The 26,233-nt window shown below is 49.4% G+C and carries 22 protein-coding genes; 4 read left to right on the top strand and 18 right to left on the bottom strand.

What is annotated here, in order from left to right:
• Positions 1–32: 32 nt before the first annotated feature.
• Positions 33–1,127: a 4-hydroxythreonine-4-phosphate dehydrogenase PdxA gene (pdxA, locus tag M4J38_RS14020; protein ID WP_251760256.1), complete on the top strand. Its 1,095-nt coding sequence runs from the start codon at positions 33–35 to the stop codon at positions 1,125–1,127.
• Positions 1,128–1,152: 25 nt separating this feature from the next.
• On the opposite strand, the gene M4J38_RS14015 is transcribed toward pdxA, so the two are convergent.
• Together M4J38_RS14015 and M4J38_RS14010 are read right to left on the bottom strand one after the other, a co-directional pair.
• The gene (locus M4J38_RS14015) at positions 1,153–1,848 is read right to left on the bottom strand and encodes a hypothetical protein (protein ID WP_251760254.1); all 696 of its coding nucleotides are present in this window, start codon (positions 1,846–1,848) and stop codon (positions 1,153–1,155) included.
• 196 nt (positions 1,849–2,044) lie between these two features.
• Positions 2,045–2,974, bottom strand: coding sequence for a hydroxypyruvate isomerase family protein (locus tag M4J38_RS14010; RefSeq protein ID WP_251760253.1), 930 nt, complete (start codon positions 2,972–2,974; stop codon positions 2,045–2,047).
• A gap of 458 nt (positions 2,975–3,432) precedes the next feature.
• Here M4J38_RS14010 and M4J38_RS14005 point away from each other — a divergent pair, with 458 nt between their 5' ends.
• Positions 3,433–4,371 carry an SUMF1/EgtB/PvdO family nonheme iron enzyme gene (locus M4J38_RS14005; protein ID WP_251760252.1) on the top strand — a complete coding sequence of 313 codons (939 nt, stop codon included), beginning with the start codon at positions 3,433–3,435 and terminating at the stop codon, positions 4,369–4,371.
• A 31-nt stretch (positions 4,372–4,402) separates the two neighbouring features.
• On the top strand, positions 4,403–5,752 hold the full coding sequence (locus M4J38_RS14000; protein ID WP_251760251.1) for a Gfo/Idh/MocA family protein: 1,350 nt from the start codon (positions 4,403–4,405) through the stop codon (positions 5,750–5,752).
• A gap of 88 nt (positions 5,753–5,840) precedes the next feature.
• Here M4J38_RS14000 and M4J38_RS13995 read toward each other — a convergent pair whose 3' ends face one another.
• Together M4J38_RS13995 and M4J38_RS13990 are read right to left on the bottom strand one after the other, a co-directional pair.
• Positions 5,841–6,680: an ABC transporter permease gene (locus tag M4J38_RS13995; protein WP_251760249.1), complete on the bottom strand. Its 840-nt coding sequence runs from the start codon at positions 6,678–6,680 to the stop codon at positions 5,841–5,843.
• A complete protein-coding gene (locus tag M4J38_RS13990) occupies positions 6,658–7,596 on the bottom strand; it encodes an ABC transporter ATP-binding protein (RefSeq protein WP_251760248.1) in 939 nt (312 codons plus the stop codon). Before M4J38_RS13990 ends, M4J38_RS13995 begins: the two co-directional genes overlap by 23 nt.
• 349 nt (positions 7,597–7,945) lie before the next feature.
• Between M4J38_RS13990 and M4J38_RS13985 the strand changes: the two genes are divergently transcribed.
• On the top strand, positions 7,946–9,373 hold the full coding sequence (locus M4J38_RS13985) for an Ig-like domain-containing protein (protein WP_251760247.1): 1,428 nt from the start codon (positions 7,946–7,948) through the stop codon (positions 9,371–9,373).
• Between the two features lie 56 nt (positions 9,374–9,429).
• On the opposite strand, the gene M4J38_RS13980 is transcribed toward M4J38_RS13985, so the two are convergent.
• The 14 genes from M4J38_RS13980 to M4J38_RS13915 form a co-directional block, all read right to left on the bottom strand.
• Positions 9,430–9,714, bottom strand: coding sequence for a transcriptional regulator (locus M4J38_RS13980; protein ID WP_251760246.1), 285 nt, complete (start codon positions 9,712–9,714; stop codon positions 9,430–9,432).
• Positions 9,707–10,360: a hypothetical protein gene (locus M4J38_RS13975; protein ID WP_251760245.1), complete on the bottom strand. Its 654-nt coding sequence runs from the start codon at positions 10,358–10,360 to the stop codon at positions 9,707–9,709. Before M4J38_RS13975 ends, M4J38_RS13980 begins: the two co-directional genes overlap by 8 nt.
• A 2-nt stretch (positions 10,361–10,362) precedes the next feature.
• Positions 10,363–10,941, bottom strand: coding sequence for a hypothetical protein (locus M4J38_RS13970; protein WP_251760244.1), 579 nt, complete (start codon positions 10,939–10,941; stop codon positions 10,363–10,365).
• Between the two features lie 35 nt (positions 10,942–10,976).
• Positions 10,977–11,633, bottom strand: a complete 657-nt coding sequence (locus tag M4J38_RS13965; protein ID WP_251760243.1) for a lipopolysaccharide assembly protein LapB — start codon at positions 11,631–11,633, stop codon at positions 10,977–10,979.
• A 25-nt stretch (positions 11,634–11,658) separates the two neighbouring features.
• Positions 11,659–11,952 carry a 2TM domain-containing protein gene (locus M4J38_RS13960; protein WP_251760242.1) on the bottom strand — a complete coding sequence of 98 codons (294 nt, stop codon included), beginning with the start codon at positions 11,950–11,952 and terminating at the stop codon, positions 11,659–11,661.
• Between the two features lie 23 nt (positions 11,953–11,975).
• On the bottom strand, positions 11,976–14,216 hold the full coding sequence (locus M4J38_RS13955) for a TonB-dependent receptor (protein WP_251760240.1): 2,241 nt from the start codon (positions 14,214–14,216) through the stop codon (positions 11,976–11,978).
• Between the two features lie 830 nt (positions 14,217–15,046).
• On the bottom strand, positions 15,047–16,564 hold the full coding sequence (locus tag M4J38_RS13950; RefSeq protein ID WP_251760239.1) for a hypothetical protein: 1,518 nt from the start codon (positions 16,562–16,564) through the stop codon (positions 15,047–15,049).
• Positions 16,565–16,602: 38 nt separating this feature from the next.
• Complete coding sequence (locus M4J38_RS13945) at positions 16,603–19,560, bottom strand: T9SS type A sorting domain-containing protein (protein WP_251760238.1); 2,958 nt, start codon at positions 19,558–19,560, stop codon at positions 16,603–16,605.
• 253 nt (positions 19,561–19,813) lie between these two features.
• Positions 19,814–21,391 (bottom strand): F0F1 ATP synthase subunit alpha, encoded by a 1,578-nt coding sequence (gene atpA / locus M4J38_RS13940; protein ID WP_251760237.1) that lies wholly within the window; start codon positions 21,389–21,391, stop codon positions 19,814–19,816.
• A gap of 91 nt (positions 21,392–21,482) precedes the next feature.
• The gene (atpH, locus tag M4J38_RS13935; RefSeq protein WP_251760236.1) at positions 21,483–22,046 is read right to left on the bottom strand and encodes an ATP synthase F1 subunit delta; all 564 of its coding nucleotides are present in this window, start codon (positions 22,044–22,046) and stop codon (positions 21,483–21,485) included.
• Between the two features lie 24 nt (positions 22,047–22,070).
• Entirely contained in the window at positions 22,071–22,565 is a 495-nt protein-coding gene (atpF, locus tag M4J38_RS13930) for a F0F1 ATP synthase subunit B (protein WP_251760235.1), read from the bottom strand.
• 95 nt (positions 22,566–22,660) lie between these two features.
• Positions 22,661–22,903, bottom strand: coding sequence for an ATP synthase F0 subunit C (gene atpE / locus M4J38_RS13925; RefSeq protein ID WP_251760234.1), 243 nt, complete (start codon positions 22,901–22,903; stop codon positions 22,661–22,663).
• Positions 22,904–22,939: 36 nt separating this feature from the next.
• Positions 22,940–24,052, bottom strand: coding sequence for a F0F1 ATP synthase subunit A (atpB, locus tag M4J38_RS13920; protein WP_251760233.1), 1,113 nt, complete (start codon positions 24,050–24,052; stop codon positions 22,940–22,942).
• A gap of 372 nt (positions 24,053–24,424) precedes the next feature.
• Positions 24,425–26,221, bottom strand: coding sequence for an ABC transporter ATP-binding protein (locus M4J38_RS13915; protein WP_251760231.1), 1,797 nt, complete (start codon positions 26,219–26,221; stop codon positions 24,425–24,427).
• Positions 26,222–26,233: the final 12 nt, after the last annotated feature.

Genomic DNA, 26,233 nt, shown 5'->3' with positions numbered 1-26,233 from the left:
TCGTAATTTTATCGCTCAAACAACAAGGATTCATGAGCAACGCACCTCAGTTTAAGCCGGTAATAGGCATTAGCATAGGCGATATCAACGGGATTGGAACGGAACTGGTGATCCGCACGTTTTCCGACAGCCGCATGCTGGACATCTGCACGCCAGTTATCTTCGCCAACAACAAGCTCATCAATTTCTACCGCAAAACCCTTCCCGATCTGAACTTCAGCTACCAGAGCTGTAAAGAGGACCGGCGCTTCAATCCCAAGCAGGTAAACGTTTTCCATTGCTGGGAAGAAGACATCAATGTTACGCCCGGCCAGCTGACGGAAACCGGCGGCACGTATGCCATCAAATCACTTGTAGCAGCCACTCAGGCGCTGAAAGAAGGCTGGATAGACGGACTGGTGACCGCCCCGATCCACAAAAAGAATGTGCAGTCTGAAACCTTCAAACACAGTGGGCATACCCCCTTCCTGAAAGAAGCTTTCGAAGCGAAGGATGTACTCATGTTCATGACCGCTGAAAATATACGGGTAGGCCTGGTAACGGAACACCTGCCTGTTGCTGAAGTGGCCAAACACATCACGAAAGAAGCGATCATCAGCAAACTTCAGCTGATGCGCGACTCGCTGATCCGGGATTTCGGTATCGACAAACCCCGCATCGCGGTGCTGGGACTGAACCCCCACGCCGGAGACGAGGGCCTTATCGGCAACGAAGAAGAAACCATCATCAGGCCCGCGATCAAGGAAATGAAGCAGCACAACGCGCTCGTGTTCGGCCCTTATCCCGCCGACGCATTTTTCGCCCGCGGTCAGCACGAACGCTTTGATGGCGTTCTGGCCATGTACCACGACCAGGGACTGATCCCCTTCAAATCACTCGCTATCGGCGAAGGCGTGAACTATACGGCGGGTTTGAAAGCCATACGCACTTCTCCCGACCATGGTACCGCTTTCGATATCGCCGGTAAAAACAAGGCCGATGCATCCAGCTTTATCGCCGCCATATTTGGTTGTGTAGACATCATCCGGCAGCGTTCCGAATACAAAGAAAACAGGAAGAATCCCTTGCGGAGGATTACTTCAGTGGTGCTCGCCAATACTGAAGACGAAAAACTGGAAGAAGAATAGCCACCACTTCAAATACCATTTCAGCCTATTTGAACACGGCGTCACTTACGCCCTTGTTGATGGTGTAACTCGCGTAAGTGATCTCCACTTTTCCTTTCTGTTCACCACTCGTAGCGGGCGTATTCTTTTTGGGGGCGCCCGTTTCATACTCCATTGCCACGCCTTTCGGTAGCTTGAAGTCTTTGGTGCTGAATGAAAAGGTCACTTTATCCGGCAGGCCCCATGAAGCGTACTTACCATAGTTCAGTTCCATTTCATAGGTACCGTTCTGTTTGGTGGTGGTAACGGCTTTCCTGATGAGCAGGTTCTTTTCATCGATATAAAGGGTAGAAAGCGCTACATCAGACTGCTCGGCCAGTGGCAGCATCTTTACAATGGATACCGGCACGCCGCCCACGGTTCCTTTTCCTGCCGGCACCGCGGCAAAGTTCTCTCCAACCAGCAACGATCCTATGTTGATGCTCACACCTCCTTTCGGCAACACCGAAATGCCATCCTTCTTCTTTATCTTAAACTTATCCGGATTCTTGAAGAACACCTGCACATCGGAATCCGGGATCTTGATGAAACTCACATCCGTTTTAAGTTTTCCGGAAGCCGTATAATCTTTCACCTTATCCAGTTTTGCCTTCACTTTAGATACCAACGCCATAGCATCCTGGGCGGAGACCTGCACCGATCCGGCAAAGAACAGCACCAATAATAACGCAAACCTGTTCATAATCGCAATTTTTCAGCATTCATAACAAGCCATGCACGCAAATGTTGCCTTCGAAAATCATAAAGCCATTGCGGGCGATAAAGCAACATTAAAACTGTTTCCTCACATGTCTGCATAACGGGCCAACCCAGCCTATGCAATGGCTACCGGGTGGCATCAATCGGGAGCCTCCACGCACAACAAATAGCCATCTCCGCTACAGGAACGCATCTGATTCCCTGTAAGCTTTTATCAGCGCCTGCTCTCCTTCTTTCCCGGGCAGCGAATTGCCATGTTCCATCCCCACCACAAACGACCTTCCCTCTTTCTTACTCCGCTCGTAAATGTATTTGAACACATTCTTATAATTGATCTCCCCTGTAGTAGGCTCTTTTCTACCGGGGTTATCGCCTACCTGGAAATAGTCGATTTCGTTCCAGGTGAGGCTGATATTATGAATGAGGTTACCTTCATTTTTCTGAAGGTGGTACGCATCGTATAAAATCTTACAGGATTTGCTGCCCACGGCGCGGCATATTTCGTAGGTCTGTTCTGAAGTACGCAGGAACAGGTTGGGAGAATCACTCAAAGGCTCCAGTACCATGACCAGCCCATGTGGCTCAAATATCTCCGCCCCCCTTTTCAATGCGTCTATCACATGGCCCGTTTGCACGCCTAACGGCAGGTTTCTTTCAAAATCGCCCGGCACCACGGTCATCCACTTTGCGTTCACCCGTTTGGCGACTTCCACGGCTCTTTTGCAGCCATCAAGGAAAATGTCGAGGTGTTCTTTTTTGCCTGCCGCCAGCGTGTTTGCTCCATTTCCGCCTTTATCCACCACAAATACACCCATCCGCATATTCAGTTTGGCCAGCAGTTCGCCAATACGGGTTTGCATGGCTGTATCGCGGCCCATCATACCATTGTCTTCGATGGAACGGAAACCCTGATCGTGCATGAACCTGATCTGTTCCAGAAAATCATCTCCGGCGCTGTTCCTGAACATCCCGGCATGCGGCGCATAATCCAGGTTAAATGGCTTTGCCGCCAGCTGTTCCTTTGACGATCCTGTTGCCAGGGCCGCTGTACCGGTTAAAAGAGATGCACCCGCCAACGCGGTGCCCGAAAGAAATTTTCTTCTTTGCATAACGGATGAAATTGTGGTTGAATTTAGAGAGAAAGTCGCACTCAAATTACAGGTGCGTGAAAAAACATGCAACGCTTCGTTTTTTTCCCGGTCATTTATCGGTGAAACAACCGTTTGCGGAAATGCATTTACTAACGCATACACCTGAACGAAAATACTTTAAAAGACTTATGCTCCTATTATGCAGCTAGCGCATTTTTTTGAGAGAAATTTAACACAATCGTTCGCATAGCAGCTTTAAAGGGACGCTCATCTTTGAGTTACAGCTACAAAAGCAAAACACAAGCGTAGGCCAATACTTTAAAAATCAATTCGTTACCAGTACGGTCGCTGTTTTCATTTCCCGAAAAACCAGTTGTGCTGCAACAAAAGAAGGTTAGAAATGGTTAAAATAGCACCATGCTTCCCCATTATTATTCCCTTCGCTTAGCGTAACTTCCCGTTCAGTTTTTAAAAATATGCAAGCCATCACCAGGATTATAGCGTTTGGCCTATCAGGCTCCGTTTCACTTATTGCACAGGCATCGCCTGTTGATACAGGATTTCACAAGTTCAGTCAGCCTGTTCCCGGCGCCACACATAGCTTCGATATGGTGGCGATTCCGGGCGGAAAGTTCCAATTGAAAACTGCTGGCGGAAAAGAAAAAGAAGTTACACTATCTCCATTCTGGATGAGCGCCCACGAAGTAACTTATGATGCTTTCGATGTTTTTTACAAAGATGAGAGCATCAGCCAGAATATTAAAGTAGACGCGATTACCAGGCCAAGTCCGCAATACATCGATTTCAGTCAGGGTATGGGCAAGCAGGGCGGTTTCCCGGTAAACAGTCTTTCGCATACCGCGGCACTCATGTATTGCCGTTGGCTCTATGAAAAAACGGGTATTTTCTACCGTCTTCCCACGGAGGCCGAATGGGAATATGCCTGTCGTGCAGGCGCGAAAACCACCTATCCTTTTGGAAACGACACGGCGCAACTGGGCAATTACGCCTGGTACAGCGGCAACAGCGATGGCGTTTACCACAAAGTTGGTGAAAAGAAACCCAATGCCTGGGGATTGTATGATATGCTTGGCAATGTAGGCGAATGGGTTCTGGACCAATACGTTCCCGACTATGCGGCGGCTATCACCAGCAATGCCGACCCGGTGATCCCGCACAGTTCAAGGTATCCGAAACCTTTACGTGGCGGGCATTACCTGACCACCGCAGGTAATACTTCGGCCACAGCGAGAATGCCTTCCGAGGCCGTCTGGAACCGTCGTGATCCACAGATACCGAAAAGCATCTGGTGGATGACCGACGCGCCATTTGCCGGCTTCCGCCTCGTACGGCCCCTGAAGCAGCCTTCCCATGAAGAAATAATCAGCTTCTTCGATCAATACATCACACGTTGATTGCCATTTTGAAAAAATACAAAACACAACCATGAGCAACCATTCCACTAGGAGAGACTTTGTAAGATCCACCTCCTTACTGGCAGGCGGCGTGCTGGCCGCACCGCTGCTGTCTAGAGCAAACTATTTTTCCGGAGCCGACGATGCCATTAAAGTAGCCGTGGTAGGTTGCGGCGGAAGGGGCACCGGCGCCGCCATGCAGGCGATACTTACCAAAGAGAACGTGAAGATCGTGGCCCTGGCCGATGCGTTCCGCGACCGGCTGGATGGTTGCTATAAAAGCCTCACCGCTGAAGATATGAGTGATGTGACCGGTAAACCCGGCAACCTCAAACACAAAGTAGATGTGCCCGAAGAAAGAAAGTTCACCGGCTTCGACGCTTATAAAAAAGCCATCGCCCTGGCCGATGTGGTGATCCTGGCCACACCTCCCGGCTTCCGTCCCCTTCATTTTGAAGAAGCCGTAAGGATGGGCAAACATGTGTTCATGGAAAAACCCGTTGCCACCGACCCCGCCGGCGTGCAGAAAGTACTGGATGCGGCGGCTATCGCCAAACAGAAAAAACTGAATGTGGTGGTGGGCCTGCAACGCCGCTACCAGAACTCCTACCTGGAACTCTTTAAGAAAAAAGACCTGATCGGTGACATCACCTCCGCACAAGCCTGGTGGAACGGAGACGGTGTATGGGTGAACGCCCGCAAGCCCAATCAAACGGAAATGGAATACCAGGTGCGCAACTGGTACTATTTCGTATGGCTCTGTGGTGACCATATCGCCGAACAACACATCCACAATATTGACGCGGTAAACTGGTTCAAAGGCGCTTTCCCCGTTAAAGCGACGGGCATGGGTGGCCGCCAGGTGAGAAAAGGAAAGGACCATGGAGAAATTTTCGACCACCATTATGTGGAATTTGAATACCCCGACGGCTCTATCCTGAACAGCCAATGCCGCCACTGGCCCAAAACACCAGGTAAAGTAGATGAACTGCTAGTAGGCACCAAAGGCAAGATCATGTGCGGAAGAGGCGCCATCACCGATCTGAAAGGCAATCCATTGTTCCAGTTCGACCGTCAGAAAGAGAATAATCCATACCAGGCTGAACACGATGTATTGTTCGCCGCTATCGCAAAGGGTGAATACAAATTCGCTGACGCTGAACACGGCGCACAAAGCACCCTCTCTTCCATTATCGGGAGAATGGCCACCTACAGCGGACAGGAAATCAGGGCAGATAAAGCACTGGCATCAGGTTTAAGTCTGCAACCCGCAGTGTACGCTTGGGACGCAAAACCGCCTGTAATGCCCGATGCTGATGGCAATTACGCGATCGCCACACCAGGTATTACCAAATACTTTGAAGGCATGGCCGCCAGGTAATTCTTTTGCCAACTCTTTCTTTGCGCCTTTGCGAGATTTATTTTTCTCGCAAAGGCGCTCTGCTTCGTACCTCGCAGGAGCAAAGTTTTCAGGAGAGAATATCTTTTCTTTTGAAAATATATACAGTAGCGCCGAACAGGAGCACAATATGCAGCAGCAACACGCCCGCGGAACGCAATACCGCGGGGTAATGCACCGGATCATCAAAGAAGCCCTTCCAGCCCAGCATGTGCGTGGTAAAAAGATAAGGCCGCAGCGCGGTAAAAATGGGAATATCCAGCGAACTCAGAATAGTACATACGATAATAATACTCATGGTAGCCACGATTGGACCGATTGAGTTCTCCGCGAATAATGACAGAAAGAACGCCAGCGAAGCTACCATACTCATCGCAATGGCAGCGAAACCAAAGGCAGCGATATAACGCCACAGGATATCCGCGCGTTCCAAGATAATGGCCTGGTCACTTTTCAGGTTGAGCAGATCGCCGGTGCCAAAAACGAGAATAGGAACCACCAAGGCCAGCAGTGCCATCCATACGAGTAGCAGGATCGTGTACACCAATGTGGCGGCGAATTTCCCCATGAGTAACTGCGTTCTGCTCACTGGTTTTGTAAGCAACAAGCGGAGCGTTCCCATATTCGCTTCTCCCGCGATCATATCTCCCGCCACTAAAGCGATGAGCAGCGGAACATGCACCAGGAGCGCCTGCAAAATAATGAAGCAGATGAGGTAACCATTCAATACTTTCCCATCAATATCGAAGGATGCGGTCAGCGACTGCAGTGCGAACCCGATGTAATTTTTCCCATCCACATAAAAAGCGAGGAGCACGAGGAAAATGATCGCCGCGATCGCGGCGAAGCTGATGTAGGTGCGGGGTCTTCTGAATATTTTGAACAACTCAAGTTGTAATATCTGCCACATGCGAACGGGTATTGGTAAGTGAGAGGAAATAATCTTCCAGTGAATTGCGGGAACTGATGGCCAGCACCTGTACCTGGTTTTCAACGAGGAAGGCATTGAGTTGAGGTACTTTGTCGGGGTGCAACTGCAACTTCACGGCATTGCCCGAAATAGGTTGAACCACGGATGCCCACTGTGTTGTATTCCGCAATAACGCATGCGTGTTTTCAACATGATGCACCGTTATTTCCACGATGTTTTTTTCGGGATCGAGCAGTTCGCGCACACTTCCTTCCACCATCTTCTTTCCTTCGTGGATGATGATCATTCTGGTGGCGATGCGCTCAATTTCACTGAGCAGGTGCGAGGATACCAGCACGGTTTTCTTTCTTTCCCGGCTCAGCCGGAGGATGAGGTTCCTGATGTCCGCGATGCCTTGCGGGTCAAGTCCGTTCGTAGGTTCATCCAAAATAACGAGTGGAGGATCGTGCACCAGCGCGATGGCTATACCGAGTCGTTGCTTCATTCCCTGGGAAAAAGTGTGGACGCGGCCATTCGCGCGATGCGCCAGCCCTACCAGTTCCAGCGTATCCATCATCTCCTGCTTCGTCACTTTTTTGCCGCTGAGTTTCGCGAAAAGGTGCAAGTTTTCGTACGCGGTGAGGTATTTGTACAGGTCGGGCCTTTCGATGACGGCGCCGGTTTGGGAAAGCAGTTCCGACCGGTGCGTTTCAAGGTTCTTCCCAAACAAACTTATGGTACCCGAAACGGGTTTGATCAGTGAAAGCAACATCCGGATGGTGGTGCTTTTTCCCGCGCCGTTCTGCCCGAGAAAACCGTACACGTCTCCCTCTTCCACATGAAAGGAAAGATTGGAGACCGCAGTAAAATCACCAAATTGCTTGTGAAGATCCGTTACCTCAATAATGTTTCGCATACAGGCCGCGTTAGGTATTGAAATTACACGGTAAGGAGGAAATTGTTCTGCGTTAACATCCCGTTTTCAAAAAAAATTTGTGGAACACTTGCAAATATGCGATTGGCAATGCTATCTTTGTTGCAATTCATTCCTCTGAAGTTCCGCTTACCATTCTCCTTCTAATAACCACCGGGATCCTTTCCCAACGTACTACCAATAACTATGTGGCCGTTCCCTTCCTGAAAAATCAGCGCATTGCGCAAGGATATTTATTGCTTTTACCTCAACATATTCACCCACTCCTCTGAAAGCCTCCGCAGACCTTTTGTTTGACCGGAAATTATTATTAACGGCTGAAACCTCAGAAATGAAAAAGAATTTTACCCGCTTCGCCACCGCGCTCGCGCTGGCCGTCACCACCCTATCCGCTTCTGCACAGGTAAGTGAAAATTTCAACACAAGACCCAATGGCATGTCAGGCAACGACATCCGCGACCTGCTTATCGCTCAGGGATGGCGCTTCTCGAACACTACCGTTCAGACTTTTTCCGGCGCTGTAATTGAAGGTGATGGATTGTTGCAAACCGGAAGTCTTGGCTCCGCCAATACGCCTCAGGGAATTACAACTCCTATTATCAAACCCGACGGCAGCAGCATTACCATCAGTTTTAAATACAAGTTCAACGCTACAGGACCGCAGCAACGCACTTTACATATCCTGCTTACCGATTGCCAGGGCAACCTTGTTTCCACACTCGCCAGCAACTCCATCGCCAACAGTACCACGCTGGTTAACTTCAGCAACAGCTATATCATTCCTTCCGGTCAGTATAAGATCCAGATCGGATTTACAGGAAGTGGTGGCGTAAGCAGTGCGCAGATAGATGCGCTCAGTATCCAGAACGCTTCCCTCTGTTATCCAAATGGTGTGAACAGTGCGCCCGTGGGCACCACGGATGAGTTTCTCGGAACCAATGCCAGAACGGCTTCAGGAAATGTATTGCTGAACGATAATGACGCCAACAATGATCCGCTTGAAGTGCAACTCCTTTCAGGCCCTTCCGCCAATGTGGGAACGCTTACGCTCAACAGCAACGGTGATTTTGAATTCACCCCCGCCCAAGGGTACTCCGGACCAGGTTTTATTTTTGAGTACATGGTTTGCGAAAATACCTGCGAACAACTTTGCGGCGCCCCCGTAACCGCTATCGTTAACTTCCCCGGAAGCGCCCCCACACCAGTTATGATGCTCTCTTTTACCGGTTCACTTTCCGCAAAAGCCGTTACCCTTAACTGGAGCACCGCCACCGAACTGAACAACGCGAAGTTTGAAATTTTAAGGAGCGAAGATGGCGCCTCCTTCTCCAAAGTGGGCGAAGTGGACGGAAGAGGAACAGTTACTGCTATCACCAATTATACCTGGAAAGAAAATGTGAGCGCCGTATCCGCACCGGTACTGCATTATAAACTAAAGCAACTGGATACAGACGGCAAATATGAGTTCTCGAAAACCGTAGTGGTTCGCCTGAATGCCGATGCCGCTGTAATAGCTTCCGTTGCGCCGAACCCGGTGGTGGGTACCGCTAACCTTACGGTAAACCTGCAAAGGAACAGTTCCGTACAGGTGCGCCTGCTCAACAATATGGGCAAGGAACTGGCACGGAAAAACTTCAACGGACAAACCGGTTCCAACGCCTTCCCCCTCTATGAGACCAATGACCTGGTAAGAGGCATCTATCTCCTGGAAGTGGTAATAGACAACAAAGAAAGAACACTGTTGAAAATAGTGAAATAAAGAATGTTAGGTCAATCAGAGGTTTAGGGTCGCCACGTTTCATGGCGGCCCTTTTTTTACGGCTTCAGGTAACTTTGAAGGTTCTTCACATACTGATCGAAGGCCTTCACGCCTTCCGCGGTAATCTTGCAGATGGTTTGGGGATAATTGTCGCGAAACTGTTTGGCGACTTCGATATACCCGGCTTCCTTTAATTTAGAAATCTGCACGCTCAGGTTGCCTGCCGTCGCTTCTGTTTTCTCTTTCAGAAATGTAAACTCCGCCTCCCGCACACTGATGAGGAGTGAAACCACTGCCAGGCGCAGCGGCGAGTGCAATATGGGATCCAGTTCCTTAAACATGAGCGGATTGCTGCTTCCTGTATCTTTTCCACAAAATAATGCCGGGGATGAGCCACGCCGAAACGGCCGCAACAGCCGTGAGCAGCAGATCGGTGCTTACCGGCGTGTACACGCTGATGATACAACATACCCAGCACACGATGCCGCCCACCAACATGGGTCGAAAACGCATAATGCCTCCCGTTATGATGGTGGGAATACCGTATAACAACAAGAACTGAGATAAACTGTAACTGGAATACCGGAACGATTCTTCAATGCCCATCTCCCTGAAGGTGCGCAGCATACGTCCCACCTCTTTGCCCACGTTGATGTTGATGTGCACCAGCAGGAAGATGGCCACGCCGAAAGAAATCCAGATAAAATCCATGGCGGTACTGTCATAGGAACGCGCCTTACGGGAACGTTTCTCTTTTATGCTGATGATTACCTGCGGAATGATGGCCAACAATGTGAGTAACCAGATATCAAAGGGCAGTTTTACCCCCCAGTTAACTTCGTACCAGGTGAGCAAACTGCACACCGAGATCACACTTCCCCATAAAATGGGCCCAATGCCGGTATCGTGGTAAGAGTTCTTCGCCTTATTGATCATTTTACTGATCAGTTCCAGTTGTTGCTCTTTTGTAAATTCCTTTTCTTCCATAACTATTGCTGTTGTTTGAACCGCGCACGCAGCATATATCCCGGTATGATCCAGGCCACCAGCACCGCCGCCGCCAGCAACAGAAGCTGGTAGCGGAACGGAATGAGCGCGGCCGGCAAAGATAAGGCCCAGCAACCAATGGCGCCCGCCACCAGTGGCCGGAACCGCAGAATGATGCCTGAAAGGAAAGTAGGCACCCCATACAACACCAGGAATACCGGGTAAAAATACCGGAACGCATCACCACCCATCATGGCACCAATCACATAACTCAGGAGGAACATGCAGATGGTGAAGCAGATCCAAACGTATTTCAGGATATCATCGGTATAAGTACGCACCCGCTGTTGTTTATTTCTCCTGAATATATACCGCACCTGGTACGCCACCGCAAGCCAGGTGAGCAGCCATACCAGCCAGGGTTTTTGAAAGGTGGTAAAGTTGAGCAGGGTGAAATGCACCACACTGCACACCAATACCACCCAGCCCCACAGCAGGTACAAATGCCCGTTCTCAGTAAACTGGTTCCTGGCCTTGTTGATCATGGCCTCAATCAGTTGCAGACTTTCCTGGCGCTCCATTGTACGTTAATTTTACTCAATGTAAGGCAAATCGCTTATTTACCGGCGCCATCAACCTGCGTTAGCATGGTCTGCACCTGTTGTTTGCCCCAATACGGATGAATGGGAGAAGCCGGTTTGAACGCCTCGAATTTTACCAGCGCGGTCTTCAGCATTTCCACCGCTTTCTTTTTGTCGCCACCAAATTGCTCAGGCGTATAATACAGGTCCTGTGCCTCAAGATAGTCCGGGCGGGGATTGGTAGGATCCAGTGCTCTGGCTTTCTGAAGGTGCTCCGCGGCGATACCACTGTACTGCATGTACCTGTTTTGCGGATCCCCAAGCATACGAAGTGTGGCGAGTATCTTGCCCAGACAATGCAGTTCAGAATTTTCCGTAGTAAGCGCTTTCGCCTTGTTGTAAAATTCTTCAGCCTGATCCGCGTACACATCGGATTGTGAAGGATCGGTTTGGTTGATGATTAATCCGCTCATCAACTTGCTGAGCGCGGCATAATAATAAGGCAGCCACTGTGTTTTTTCTACATCGCCGATCCGTTGAAAACTATTCCCCAATGCGCTGAAAGCTTCAGGTTTACTGGTGGTATCAAACGCCGCGAGTTGCTTTTTCATGGCTTCGGTAAATTTGTCCTGACTGCTGGCTGAAAAAGTGAAAACAAGGAATGCCGCGGTTAAATAAAGTAGTTTTTTCATTGTTGAAAGTTTAATGTTGATGGTATTAGTGTTTGTTTTGTTTTGAACGAAGGAGTTTTTCGTATTCCGTTTCCGCTGAAGTTTGTTTGGGGAAAACATAGGCGCCCATGTAATGGAAAACGATGCCTATCCCCCATCCCAATGTGGGCCAAACCGGCCAGGGTATGTGCGATTCATGTACATAACGGTTGCCGGTGAAATACCAGAGCAGCCACAGGAAAGTGTTGACGATAATGTAAGAAGCCAGGTTCCATTTAAAGCTGGCCCTTTTTTGCGCGATCTCCCAGAGAACGGGATCTTTTTCAGGATTGTTTTGCATCTGTGTGTGTGTTTTAATGTTGGTTATAGATTGCTGTTGATGATTTCATCCGTACGATCGGTGCCGATACTGATAAAGCAGCCGAGGAATATGAAGCGTTTCGCGGGCGGACCGATAGGGTGCGCACGCAGCGAGCCGTCTGCTTCACGGAGACGGTTGCTGTACGAATAGTTGTACACCTGGTTGGCGCCGAGTACATTGTTGATGGAGAGTACCCAAACCACGAATGTATTGGTCTTCTTCCCGATATTGGGCAGGTAGTTGAAAGAAAGACTCATGCTGTGAAAATCTCTTGTACGGTCGGATAGAAACTGATCGGATGGTTTATTCGGGTTGAAGTAGGGCCTTCCGGTAGCATAAGTGTAGGAGCCGTTGATATTGGTCTTCAGCGGGGTCACAAACTTTTTCATCACCAGCGAAGCGGTGTGGTTGGCCGCGAAACCCGGTTGGGTGGCGAATGGGAAATTGAGGTGGTCACGCTCCGTATCCAGCCAGGAGTATGAAATCCAGTAGTCCATGTTCTTAATGGTTTTCCGGTCGCGCCAGAACAACTCGAAACCTTTCGCATAACCTTTTCCGTTATTATTGGTGTCGGGCACGGTTTTTACGAGCGCATCATATTTTTTGTAAAACACTTCAGTGCGCAGGGTATAGTTTCTGGAGATCAGTTGGTAGTTGAGAATGTAGTGCGCGGCGCGGGTGTATCCGAGGTTTTGTTGCAGAAATAGAAAATTGTTTTCCGGCTTCTGATAGAATATGCCGTAGGCAGCGGATACCTGGGCTTTTTCACCTACCCGTTGGGCGAGGGAAAAACGGGGCGCGAGGTTGTATTTTCCCAGTAAGGAACTGTATTCCGCACGGATACCGGGTTTTGCGGCAAGTCCGCTTGTGATGTACAGATCGGTTTCCGCGAACAGGGCCGTATAGTTATCGTTGAGTTTGCCTTCCGCATTTTGTATGAAAGGATTATTGAAAAATTGCCGGTCGCGGTAGAAGAACTGTTCACCACCGAAACGGATGGCGCTGAGTCCGCCGAATTTCTTTGTGATGACCATTCTGGCCTGGTAGAGCTCTCCTTTTGTATCCACTGAAAAGTTCTGCGCATCCAGTACTTCAATACCTGATGCAGGTGTAGGTTTATTATCAGCATTCTGTAATGCGCCTTCAATTTCATCCCTGTTTTTACTGAAAGAAATACCAAGTTCCGAACTCCAGTTGTTGCCCCATCTTTCTCTCCAGGACAGGTTGGAATAGAGGTTCAGGTTATCGAGGGCAAAGGCGTTTTTAAGTCCGGTGGAATCAATGTTTTCAGAACGCAATCCCAGTTTGGAGAAATTGGAATACGCATACATTTTAACCATGCCGCCGCGTTTTGTTTTGACCCTGAAGTTGCCTTCGATATTGTGAAACTCCGGTACCTTAAAATAGTCTGGCTGCTGCTTCACTACTTTGAAATAGGGCAGCAGGTTGGTATAACTGTAATTAATGCCCCAGGATGATTTTTTATCTTTTGAAAGGTGCTGAAAACCACCGTTCAGTCCTACCGTTGAAACACCGATATCGGCGGAAGATTTTTCCGGCAGATCAATAGATTCCAGGATCAGCGCAGAGGAAAGGGCCTGGCCGTATAAAGCGGAATAACCGCCGCTGCTGAATACTGTTCCTTTAAAAAGAAAGGGAGAAAAACGGCCGCGCTGCGCGATATTGGGAACGCTTGAAAAGAACGGGTTATTCACCATGGTGCCATCAATAAATGTTTTGGCTTCATAGCCTGCGCCACCTCTTACAAAGAGGCCTTCGGTTTCCCCGATCTGCTGTGTACCGGGCAATGTGCGGATAGCGGAAGTAATGTCTGCGTTGGCGCTGGCAGTGGTTACGATATCCAGCGAGGTGAGTACGGTTCCCCGCTTTTTGTCACCCGCTTCAAAGCTACCTGCGGTAATCACCACGGCTTTGAGTTCATCCTGGTTTTCCTTTAAAAGAATGGTAAGGGGCGCGATGGTGGAATCCAGGTTCAACTGGTCCATCCAGTCTTTGTAACCGGACGCTTTCACTTCTATAATGAACTTCCCTTTTTCGGTGGTGGAGAAGCTGAATTGCCCCAGAGAATCGGAGGTGGCCCCATCGTAGGAATCCTGGAGCGCAATGGCCGCGCCTCGTACCGGGCGCCCCTTCTGGTTGATCACTTTTCCCTGAATCACTTGCTGGGCTTGTGTTTGGGAGCAGAAAAGCAGTAGAATGAGCAGTGTTAGGATTGGTTTCAATGCTGAATTTTTATCGAATGTAAACTAGTTTACAATATAAACCAAATGGAAAGGGAATAATTTTATATAATATTTTTTGTGCCTGCGTTTATGGGTTGGCGATTACCCCAAACATGATTTCGGTAGTTGACAGGAGATGATGAGTAAAATGTTTGCGCTAGCCAAATGCAGATTGCCACGAACAAACTATCCATAGTTGAGGGGAGATGGCCACTAAAATGATCGCGCTAATTTATGGGAGATGGCCACTTCGTGGCAACAGGAATGCCGGAACTAAGAATAGCCCCGGCTTTAGCATCCGTACCCTTTAAATAGTAGGCGTTTAAACTGAAACTGGTTTCAGTCTATAATATGTTGTTGATCTGTTGTTTGCTGGAAAAGACAGCGCTGAGCACATTCATAACGCTGCACACGGGTTTGCACATGAAACGATGTATCATTTTCTTTGGGTTTCAGGTATAATTATCCCATACGGGAATACAATAAAAAAGTAAACAGGAAAATTGGAAGCGGGGAATTTCAGTAGATAATTGGGTACGGAGGATTAGTATAGCACAAAGATGTAAATCATTTTTGAATTGTGCAAGCGTCGGCTAAAAAAAATTATGCCCCGCCACCAACGCTACAGGCAGTGGTGACGGGGCTTTCAGCAGTACGTTTACATCGGCATGCGCTTGCGTTTTTTAACGGCGAAGCTTCCGTGAAGAACACTGATACACCCAAAGGAAAACAACGTTGGCGGCAGCGCTATCCGGGAAAGTACAACAGCGTTGCCGGTTCGATCTGTTTTTTTCACGCATCGGAATGATGTTAAAAGAACGGAAAAGCTATCAGTATTTCATCAATTTAAAGGACTGCATGTATCCATTAGCGTTAGTTCTTAAAATATACAATCCCGGCCGAAGTGCAGGTAACTTTTCCATGAGTATTCTCCCGGTTCCTTGTTGTACCTGCTTTCTTTCAAACGCAACCCTTCTGCCGGAATGATCCATCAATTCCAGTTCCACCATACCTGACTTTTCAGCATACAACTCTCCTTCAATCGTCTGACCAATAACAGCAGACTTTAACGTGAATGTTGTTCCGGCACCATGCTCCTGAACATACACCGTGGCCGAATAATATGCTCTACCTTCCTTGGTGATTGTCCGGACCCGGTAGTGGGTATTTCCTTCCGCCAGTTCTTCGTTATCTGCAACCGTGTATTCGGTGGTTCCGGAAACAGCAACTTTCTTCCAGTTGATGAACTCCCGGTAGTGTGGTGATTTCTTTTCAATCACATATTCTTTCACCCGCTGCTGATCGCTTACATGAAACGAGATGTTGACACTATTCTTTTGCTTCCGCGCATACAAAGTAAGTTTTGGTTCATCCAGTATGACCATGTGCGGATAAACACAGGTAGCCAGGTCCGTAAGAAAATAACCGGAGGCCGGCGCGCTCATGGTAGTAATCTGGTTCACCAGAATGGTGGATTCGAAGGTACTTCCCATATAAAGTGAAGAAGTGCCCGCATTCTGATCGGCGGAAGAAATATAAAAGTTGCCATAGCTGTCGAATGCCGCGCCGGAAACGCCCCTGCCCTGTAACGCCGGAACGGTGCCAATATAATCTACATGAATATCACCTGTTCCCGCGGTGGTGGGAATATTGGCTGCCGGTATACGGTAAACCCGGGATTGATCGTAATAGCCGGTTGATGAAGAAGTACGTACATAGTGTGATCCGAAAAGAAACAGGTCGCCATTGCTCGAAAAGCAGATGTCACCGTTGTATTGGTACCAGTTGTACATTTCAGCCGCGGGAATAAAACCAAGGGTTTCTATGGTGGTACAGTTGTTTCCGGTAAAGCAGTCGCTGAACCTTACCACGCGGGTTCTGCCAACTGAATCCGCAAGCGTTGAATTCGTTGCAAGCCCGTAAACTCTGTTGTCCGGACCAACAGCCAGTTTAACGTAGAACTCATTGTTCATGGACGATGGTGTGGTGGTGCGGTACCTGGTATTCGAAACAGGATCATGTGTCCAGAAATACTTGGCACCTGCATCCCTGGTCAAATAAAACATTCTTCCGGTAGCCGAGGAAATAGCCAGGGTTGCCGCACCATACGAGCCTGTCATTGTATTGTAGGCAGGTACTGAAAAAGAACGCACGGTTGTTCCGATATTACCGTTTGAGAATGCGATGGGCGCCACATATACACCAGTTGGGTTGGTAGCCCTGATAAAAACGCCATACATGTTCGTGATGCCGTCGCAATTAAATTGAGCCTGTACATGCATTGTTAGTAAAGAGCACGCGGCAAACAACATGTACACACTTCTTTTGAGTGAGTAGAACTGTTTCATGGATATTTGTTTTCGGGTGAGGATTGAGGGTAGTCTGCTTATTTTTTGATGAATGGAAATGCCTGCCGCTGATCCATTCCTTCCACCACGAATTGGTAAAGGCCCGGATGCAACTGGCTCATGGGCAATGTATATTGTTGCGCGCCTGCGGAAAGTTTGAGTTCCCGTTTCCACAACAGGCGACCGTTGTTGTCAAATACCTTCCATTGGTAGGAACCGGAATTTCTCAGGTTACATGATACCGTTATGTCCGACAGTACCGGGTTCGGATAGATGTTCCATCCTTCCGAAGCCCTTTGCAATAAGTTGATGGTTTCGCTGTATTCGTGTGTACCGTCGTTGTTGAGAATCTTCAGCCTGTAGTAGATTTTTCCGTTCCAGGTAATGGCGTGGCGGAAGTTATAGCTGGCGCCACCGCCATTGTTCGCCTTAGGTAGGACTCTTCCCGCTTCCATGAAATGAACCGCATCCGTACTGTATTCCACCACAAAATGCCGGATACTTTCTTCCATCTCCGTTTGCCAGGTGAGCTCGTTCTCTTTCACTTTGCTCACGCCTTTGAAGTAAGTCATTTTCACGGGAAGCGTACCCTGGGGCGCGAGCGCCCGGCCCCAGAAGCCTCTACCGTAAGAGGACATACGCAGTTCGTTCCCCGATGTAATCACGATGTCACTCACCAGGATCGCATCGCCGAATCCTTCGTTGTAAGCGGTCCAATTGGTGGAAATAGTGGAGGGCAGTGTTCCGGAAGTGGGCAGATTTTGTACATAGAACACACCGATGTCGTTGCCCACGTAGAGGTTGCCGGTATTGTTCGGATCGAACGCGAGCGTGTTGTGCGGTACATCAGGCAGGTTGCCGTCTATATCGCTCCAGTTCGCGCCGCCGTCGTGACTCAGGAATACATGCGAGGTGCCAAAGCCGGAAAGCGTTACGGCCACACGGTTCTTGTTGGCGGGGTCCACCGCTATTTTGGAGAAATACCTGTCGGGCAGTCCGGCCGTAATGTTGGTGAATGTTCCGCCCCCATCGCCGGTACGGTACATGCGTGTGGAAGCGCCGCCACCAGGGCAGGTGGAAAGATAGACCATGTTTGCATCATTGGGCGCAACGGTCATCGTGAGAATGGGAGCCGAACTGTTTACGAGCACATTGCCTCCATTCCTGTTGCTCCAGTTGCCCCCTGTATTGGTGCTTCTTTTGAAGTAGATGGTGCCGCCGTACATGGTGGATGGTGTGGATGGCGCGATTACGAAAGGCGCATTGAAACAGGCGTTTTCAGTAGGTGGTAAGCCTGAATTGGTCAACACACCAGTAAAACTTCCCGCCCTGTTTGTTGATTTTTTAATGTTAAGAAAGTAAGAGGCGATGAAACAGATATCATCATCTGTTGGGTGGATCGCCGTATGGAAACCATCACCCAGGTTGGGTACCCTCCTGCAACCGGGTGATCCGGCATATACCACACCTTCGTTGTCCTGCATGCCGCCGAGCATAAAATCTGGATCCTGTTGGGACACGCTCATATTGGCATAAATCTGTGCGGTTTGTAACCCGCCGTTCAATGCTACGTAGCTGTTGGTGCCGCTGATGTCCTGCCGGAAGATGCCCCCGTCGGTGCAGATGTACAGGTGATTGTCGTTGTGCGGCGAGAAAATGAGTTTATGAATATCCGCATGTACATAGGTGTTAGCCGTACCTTCCGCGGTAGTGCCCACGGTGGTTTTGTTTACATCCCATTGGCTCCAGTCACTTCTTTTGGTGAAGGAACTGCCGCTGTTTGTGGAACGGTACACATCCATTTCGGCCCAGAATACGGTAGCGGCGGAGCTTCTGCTTACGGCCACATCGTGCGCGTACCAGCCCTGGTTATTGATGATGGAGGTCGTGCTTTTGGTGAAGCTGGCCCCTTCATCAGCGGAATAATATAGTCCGTTTGTATTCGAGGTCTGGGGAGCTTTTCCAATACTCACATATACACGGCTGCTGTTGTTGGGACTGATATCCACCATGATCTTTCCGGAAATGGAAGTGGGCAATCCGCCACCCAATTTGGTGAAGCTGGGCGTTGCGGTGTTCACGTTGGTGGATTTATACAATCCTGTTCCGGTTGATTCAAAGTTTCCGCAGCCCACGTACAATACGCTTGAACTGCCGGGCTTCATACAGAGGTCCATGGCCATGACCACAGAATGAATCTTCGTCCATGAAGCACCCGCGTCACTTGTTTTGTACACGCCATCGGTGGTGGCGGCGTACATGACATCCGCATTGTTCGGATCAGCCACCATATCGTTCACACTCATCATGTTGTTTACGGAAAAATCGAGGGCCTTGCTCCAGGTGGTGCCGCCATCGGTGGAACGCAGGATGCCCACGCCATAGGATCCCCGGAAGGTGCGGATGTTGCCCGAACCCGTGGTGCCCGATTCAGTGGTGCCGTAATTGTATACTTCCCCCGTTCCTACGAGGATGATATCGGGATCGGTGGGATGAAACAGAATGGAACTCACACCAAGCACCGGGAACCCGGTAGAGACATATTCCCAGGAAATACCGTTTGTACCGCCGGTACCGCCAACCGTTGTTCTCCACAAGCCACCACTGGCGGAACCAGCATACATGATGTTGGCATTGGTGGGGTGGAACCCGATACAGAGTATCCTCCCGGCAAAGTTCATCGGTGCAAGCGCCTCCCAATCGGTGGTATTCGTTCTGGCTTGCAGGCCATTACTTCTTTTCTGCGTGAGGATGTCCATTTTCCGGGAGCGGAAAAAAGCGCCGGAATAGGCGGCAGCATTAAGTTTTTTGTTGGGATAGGTGCGCATTTCTCCCCAAAGGTTCATAGCGGAGAAAATGCCCGGAACGCCTTCGCCTTCTTCCTCCTCCCGTTCTTCAGGAGTAAAAAGCTGGCCGGTAAAGCAAAGAAAACCAAAGAAAACGCCTATGCAGGCAGCAACGGCAATCTTCAGGGGAAAGGGGTAAAGCTTTCGCATGTCTGGATATTGGATGAATGTTGTTTACCATTTACCTGGCTGGCTTACCGGATCACTTCTTTGATTTTTAAGAAGTCAAGTAGTATTTCAGCCAAAAAACATAAACCATCTACTCTGAAACAGTTTTTCACTTATTCATCATAGATATTTCCACTAATAACGATAAGTATATTCACTTATTGTTAATCCAGAATAACACGCAAAAAAAATCCCCCCGGGAACCGGAGGGATTGTATAAGGAAGAAACTAATTCTTATTTGAACTGGGCCGCGATGTTCTTAGCGAGCTCGGTCATTTTGGCGATACCTGCGTCGGGCAGATTGCCTTTTTTGAATTCAGCCAGTACGTCGGGGAGTTTGTTTTCCATTTCGAGGAGGAATTGCTCTTCGAATTCCTTCACCTTTTTAACGGGTACTTCGCGGAGCAAACCTTGTGTACCGAGGTAGATCATGGCCACCTGCTTTTCTACGGAGAAAGGTGCGAACTGGGCCTGTTTCAGGATTTCCACGTTACGGGCACCCTTGTCGAGTACCAGTTTGGTAGCGGCATCGAGGTCACCACCGAACTTGGAGAAGGCTTCCATTTCGCGGTAGAGCGCCTGGTCGAGCTTCAGGGTACCGGATACCTTCTTCATGGACTTGATCTGGGCGTTACCACCTACGCGGCTTACGGAGATACCCACGTTAATGGCCGGGCGGATACCTGCGTTGAAGAGGTTACCTTCCAGGAAGATCTGTCCATCGGTGATGGAGATCACGTTCGTCGGGATATAAGCGGATACGTCACCGGCCTGTGTCTCGATGATGGGCAGGGCGGTCAGTGAGCCACCACCTTTCACGAGGTGTTTGATGGATTCGGGGAGATCGTTCATTTTAGCGGCGATCTCATCTTTCGCGATCACTTTGGCGGCGCGTTCCAGCAAGCGGGAGTGCAGGTAGAATACGTCACCGGGATAGGCCTCACGTCCTGGGGGACGGCGAAGCAGCAGGGACACCTCACGGTAGGCCACGGCTTGCTTGGACAGGTCATCGAAAATGATCAGTGCGGGGCGACCTGTATCGCGGAAGAACTCACCGATGGCGGCTCCAGCGAAAGGCGCGTAGAACTGTTGTGGAGCGGGGTCGGAAGCGGAAGCCGCCACGATGGTCGTATATTCCATCGCGCCATTGTCTTCCAGGGTTTTCATCACACCAGCGATGGTGGATGCTTTCTGTCCGATGGCCACATATATACAATAAACAGGCTTACCTGCTTTGTAGAATTCTTTCTGGTTGATGATGGTGTCAACAGCGATGGCGGTTTTACCGGTCTGACGGTCGCCGATGATCAGTTCCCTTTGACCACGACCGATAGGAATCATGGCATCGATGGCCTTGATACCAGTTTGGAGGGGTTCTTTAACGGGTTCACGGAAAATAACGCCGGGCGCTTTTCTTTCCAATGGCATCTCGTAGAGGTCACCGGTGATGGGGCCTTTACCATCGATGGGTTCACCCAGGGTGTTGATTACCCGTCCAACCACACCTTCACCTACATTAATAGAGGCGATTTTACCGGTGCGGCGTACTTTGGAACCTTCCCTGATGTCGCCACTCTCTCCCATCAGAACGACACCTACGTTGTCTTCTTCCAGGTTCAGTGCGATGGCTTTTACGCCGTTCTCAAATTCAACCAGTTCCCCTGAGCGAACGCTGCTCAGTCCGTACACGCGGGCGATACCATCACCCACCTGGAGTACGGTGCCTACTTCTTCCAGATCTGCAGAAGCATTGAAATTGCTCAATTGCTGACGCAATATCGCCGAAATCTCATCTGGTTTGATGTCTACCATTTTCTGTTTATTTAAAGCGTTTGTTTTAAAAATTTTGGATGTTGAATTTTGAATTAAGACCAATCCAAAATCCAGCATTCAACATTCAACATTATCTGATATTAAAAATATAGTCGTTGTTCAGGAACTGCTTCTTCACGTCGCGCAGGTCGCGGATGATGCTGGCATCTACCAGGCTATCCCCCATTTCGAGGACAAACCCGCCGATGATGCTTTCGTCCACCACTGTTTCCAGTTCCACGTTCTGCATAGGTGTGGAAGCCTGGATCCTCTTCACGATGGTGTCTTTCAGCTCTTCGCTTACCGGAACAGCGGTGGTAAGCTTCACTTCGTGAATACCTTTCAGCAGTTTGTATTGTTGCAGGAACGCGGTGGCGATTTCGGGCAACACATTCTCCCTTCCTTTCCTGATCAGCAAAGACGCGAACGCAGTAGTTAGTTCACTGATCCTTCCGCTCAGCACGGCTTCCATGATCTTCAGCTTTTTATCGCCGGGAATCACGGGACTTTTCATCAGCGTTACAAAATCAGGGTTCTGTTTGCAGACAGCCTGTAAAAATTCCATATCCTTGAATACCACTTCCAGTTGGTTGCGTTCTGTTGCCAGATCGACCAGACTTTTCGCGTATCTTCCTGCTAAACGGGGATTCTGCATCGTTAATATTTTGGAAATAATTCCTTAGTTAAGTTTCACATCTTCAGCCAGCTGCTGAATATAATTCTCCTGGTTGGCCTTGTCGGACAGTTCGCGGCGAAGTACTTTCTCGCTCACTTCCACCACCAGTTTACCCACCTGGTTTTTCACCTCGGTAAGCGCGGCCATTTTCTGCGCCTGGATAGCGGCCTGGGCATCAATCATGATCTTATTGGCTTCAGCTTTTGCCTGCTCCTTCGCTTCAGCGATGATGCGGTCCTTCACTTCTTTCGCTTCTTTCAGGATAAGGCTGCGTTCTTCACGTGCCTTCTGCATCAGCAATTCGTTCTCGCTCTTCATCTGCGCCATTTCCGCTTTCACGCGTTCAGCGCTTTCGATGGAATCAGCGATTGTTTTCTCCCTTTCGTTCAGGGTAGAGATGATGGGTTTCCAGGCGAATTTCTTCAGGATCAGGAATACGATCACAAAGGCCAGCAATGTCCAGAAGAAGAAACCAAGACCAGGTAATAAGAGTTCCATAACAGATTTCTATATGTTGTTTTAATAACGGGCGAAGTTACAAAACTGCATCCTCCGCCCTGTGCTTTGGATGCAGTAATGAATTTAAAATGATCTTACTTAGCCAGTACAGCCAGCAGACCAGCGATCACTGCGAAAAGGGCAACACCCTCGATGAACGCAGCGGTCAGGATCATGTTACCACGGATGTCGTTGGCAGCTTCAGGTTGACGTGCGATAGATTCTACGGCACCTTTACCGATCTGACCAATACCAATACCGGCTCCGATAGCAGCCAGACCAGCACCGATAGCACCACCGAGGTGGGACATACCTACATCCAGGAGAAAATTCAACATTGACATTGTGTCTATATTTGATTGTTAAAAAACGATTTAAACACCGGCTACGAAGCCATCATCGTGATGACCACCATGCTCTTCCGTGTGTCCGCCTTCAAAAGCCTGACCGATGAATACCGCGGTGAGGTTGGTGAAGATGAACGCCTGGATGAACGCCACCAGTACTTCAATAAGGTAAATGAACACGGAGAAAGCAACTGAGATGGGAGAGAATCCCCAGCCGGCAACCGTAGACATCTGACCAAAGATAAAGATAAGCGAAACGAAACTCAGGATCACGATGTGTCCCGCGGTCATGTTCGCGAAAAGACGGATCATGAGGGCCGCAGGTTTAATGAACACCCCCATCAGTTCCACCGGGATCAGGATCAGCTTCACCAGGAAGGGAACCCCCGGAGGCCAGAAGATATGGCCCCAGAAATGACCGTTGGTACTGAACAGGATCACGAGCAGGGAAATAAGCGCCAGCACCATGGTAAAGGCGATATTACCTGTTACGTTGGCGGCGCCTGGTATGAGTCCGAATATGTTGTTGATGAGAATGAAGAAGAATACGGTGAGCAGGTAGGGCAGGTATTTACCGGCTTTGTGTCCCAGGTTGGGTTTGGCCACATCGTCGCGCACGAAAGTGATCACGGGTTCAATAGCGTTCTGCAGTCCGCTCGGTGCTTTGGAAGCGCCGTTCTTTTTGTATTTTTTCGCCACGCTGGTCATGATGAGCACCAGTACCACCAGTGCGAGGATCATTTGTACCACGTTTTTGGTCATGGAGAAATCGTACACTTTTACTGATTCATCCACGGTGCCGTCTTCTTTTACAGCGAAAATATGGTCGTGCTCCATTTTGTACCCTTCATAAGTGGCATGGCCGTGCTCGAATTTGGAAGAAGAGAAAACGGAGAGACCTTTTTCGGGGGAATACAGGATGATGGGCAGGGGAATGGTCACATGGGTATGGCCCACGGTAGCGAAGTGGAACTCGTGGGAATCCATGATGTGGTGCAGGATCTCTTTACCCGGATCAAGTTCGGCTTTTTGTTCCGCAGCGTGCTCGCCTCCTTCGTTGGCCAGCGCCACCTGCGAATTCAGCAGCGTGAATACGCTGAAAACCGCTACCAATAAAGATTTCATGCTAATTCGTGCCATACCTGTCTCAAAATTTGCGGCAAAGATATGACGGAAGGGCGGTAAAGTCAAAATTCAGGAAAATAAAGTGAAAAGTTCCATCATGCCGGGAGATATTCCTGTTTTCACGCAGAAATCGCTGGTTGCACAGTGGCGGTAGAGATTAGTTCTCGCAAAGACGCAAGGGAGCAAGGACGCAAGGAGTGGCTGATCTTTTTAAACAATTAAATACCTGCAATCTACCATACAAAAGCGTTAATTAGGGCCATGAAACACATCAGGAACATTCCGATAATGAAGCCCCCCCCAACCAATCAAAGCCTTGCGTCCTTGCTCCCTTGCGCTGCGCAGCGCGAAGCGCAAAGCAGTTGCGTGAAAAAATTACGTGAACCCTCACACCGCACTCACCGTCCCGAACTGCATTTCCACCAACCCCGCGTAATACCCGCCCTGTGCCATCAGTTCCTCATGAGACCCCATTTCTTTGATCACCCCCTTATCCAGCACAAGAATTTTGTCGGCTTTGCGGATCGTGGAGAGGCGGTGGGCGATCACGATGGCGGTTCTGCCGGCGATCAGGGTATCGATGGCATGTTGGATGAGGTGTTCCGATTCAGTATCCACGGAAGAAGTAGCTTCGTCCAGGATCAGGATGGAAGGGTCATATAACAGGGCCCGCGCGAACGACATCAGTTGCCGCTGGCCCATGGAGAGTGTATTCCCTCTTTCCATGACATTATAGTGGTATCCGCCAGGTAGCTGGAGGATAAATTCGTGTAAACCAATCAGTTTGGCAGCGGCTTCCACCCTTTCGAAAGGGATATCCGGGTTGCGGAGCGTGAGGTTGTCCAGCACGGTTCCGGAGAAAAGGAACACATCCTGTAGTACCACGCCGATCCTGGAACGCAGGGCATCCAGCTTATAAGCTTCTATGGATACATCATCAATGAGGATACTACCTTTATTAATATGGTAAAGCCGGTTCAGCAGACTGATAATGGAAGTTTTCCCGCTGCCCGTATGGCCTACTATGGCCAGGGTTTCCCCAGGATTCACTTTAAAGTTTACATCTTTCAACACATAATTCTCCGCCTCATAAGCGAACCACACCTTATCGAATTCGATTTTCCCCTTCACCGTGGCAGGGGCGTGGGTGCCTTCATCTTCCGTAACATCCGGATTATCCATCAACTTAAATACCCTTTCGGAGGCGATCATGCCCATCTGGATCACGTTGAATTTATCGGCGATCACCCGGAGCGGACGGAAAATCTGGTTGATGTACAGGATAAAAGCGATCAGGTTGCCGGCCAGCGCATCCGCACCATTGGAAGAGATAGCCGCACCCACCCCCGGCGCTACCTGCGTGGCGCCCCACCAAACGAGCAGGCCAATGGAAAGGGCCGAGATGATTTCCACCACCGGAAAAAATACCGAATAGGCGAAGATGGCGCGGATATTGGCGTTGCGATGGTCTTTATTGATCTGAACAAACTTGTTCATCTCCCTTTCTTCAGAAGCGAAAGCCTGCACGATGCCCATTCCCGTGATGTGTTCCTGCACAAAGGCATTCAGCGCTGCTACCGCGTTCCGTACCTTATGAAAAGATTTGTTCACGCTTTCCTTGAAGAAATAGGTGGCGATGATAAGAATCGGGAACGGGATCAGACAAACCAACGTGAGCCGCCAATCGACCCAGAACATGGTACCGAGTACAAACAATATGGTGAGCAGGTCCGAAATGATGGGGATCAGTCCGTCGGCGAAGATGTCGTTGATAGATTCTATATCGTTGATGGTACGGGTGGTGAGGGTACCGATGGGTGTACGGTCGTATTGACTGAGGTTGAGCCGCAGCACTTTGCCGAATACGTTCCGGCGGAGATCGCGCACCACGTTCTGCCCGAGGGCTGAAGTGATGAAGGAGAAGAAAAACCGGGCCACCGTTTCAATGATAAGTACGCCAACCTGGATGGCTGTGATCCAGAACAACATCTGTAAGGCATCGTTACGGATATAATCGTTTACGGTTTGTTGTATCAGGAGCGGGCGCACCGGGGAAATCACCGCCAGGAATATGGCGAGGAACACCGAAGTGTAAAAACTTCCGCGGTAGGGGCGCGTGTACTGAAAAACCCTTCTTAACAGCTTCGTATCAAAAAATTGCTTCTTTTCCTTCTTTTCAGTCATAACTTTTGTTGC

Origin of the sequence: Parasegetibacter sp. NRK P23 (assembly GCF_023721715.1) — a bacterium.
Classification (GTDB): domain Bacteria; phylum Bacteroidota; class Bacteroidia; order Chitinophagales; family Chitinophagaceae; genus Parasegetibacter.
This window is presented reverse-complemented; position numbering and strand designations above follow the sequence as displayed.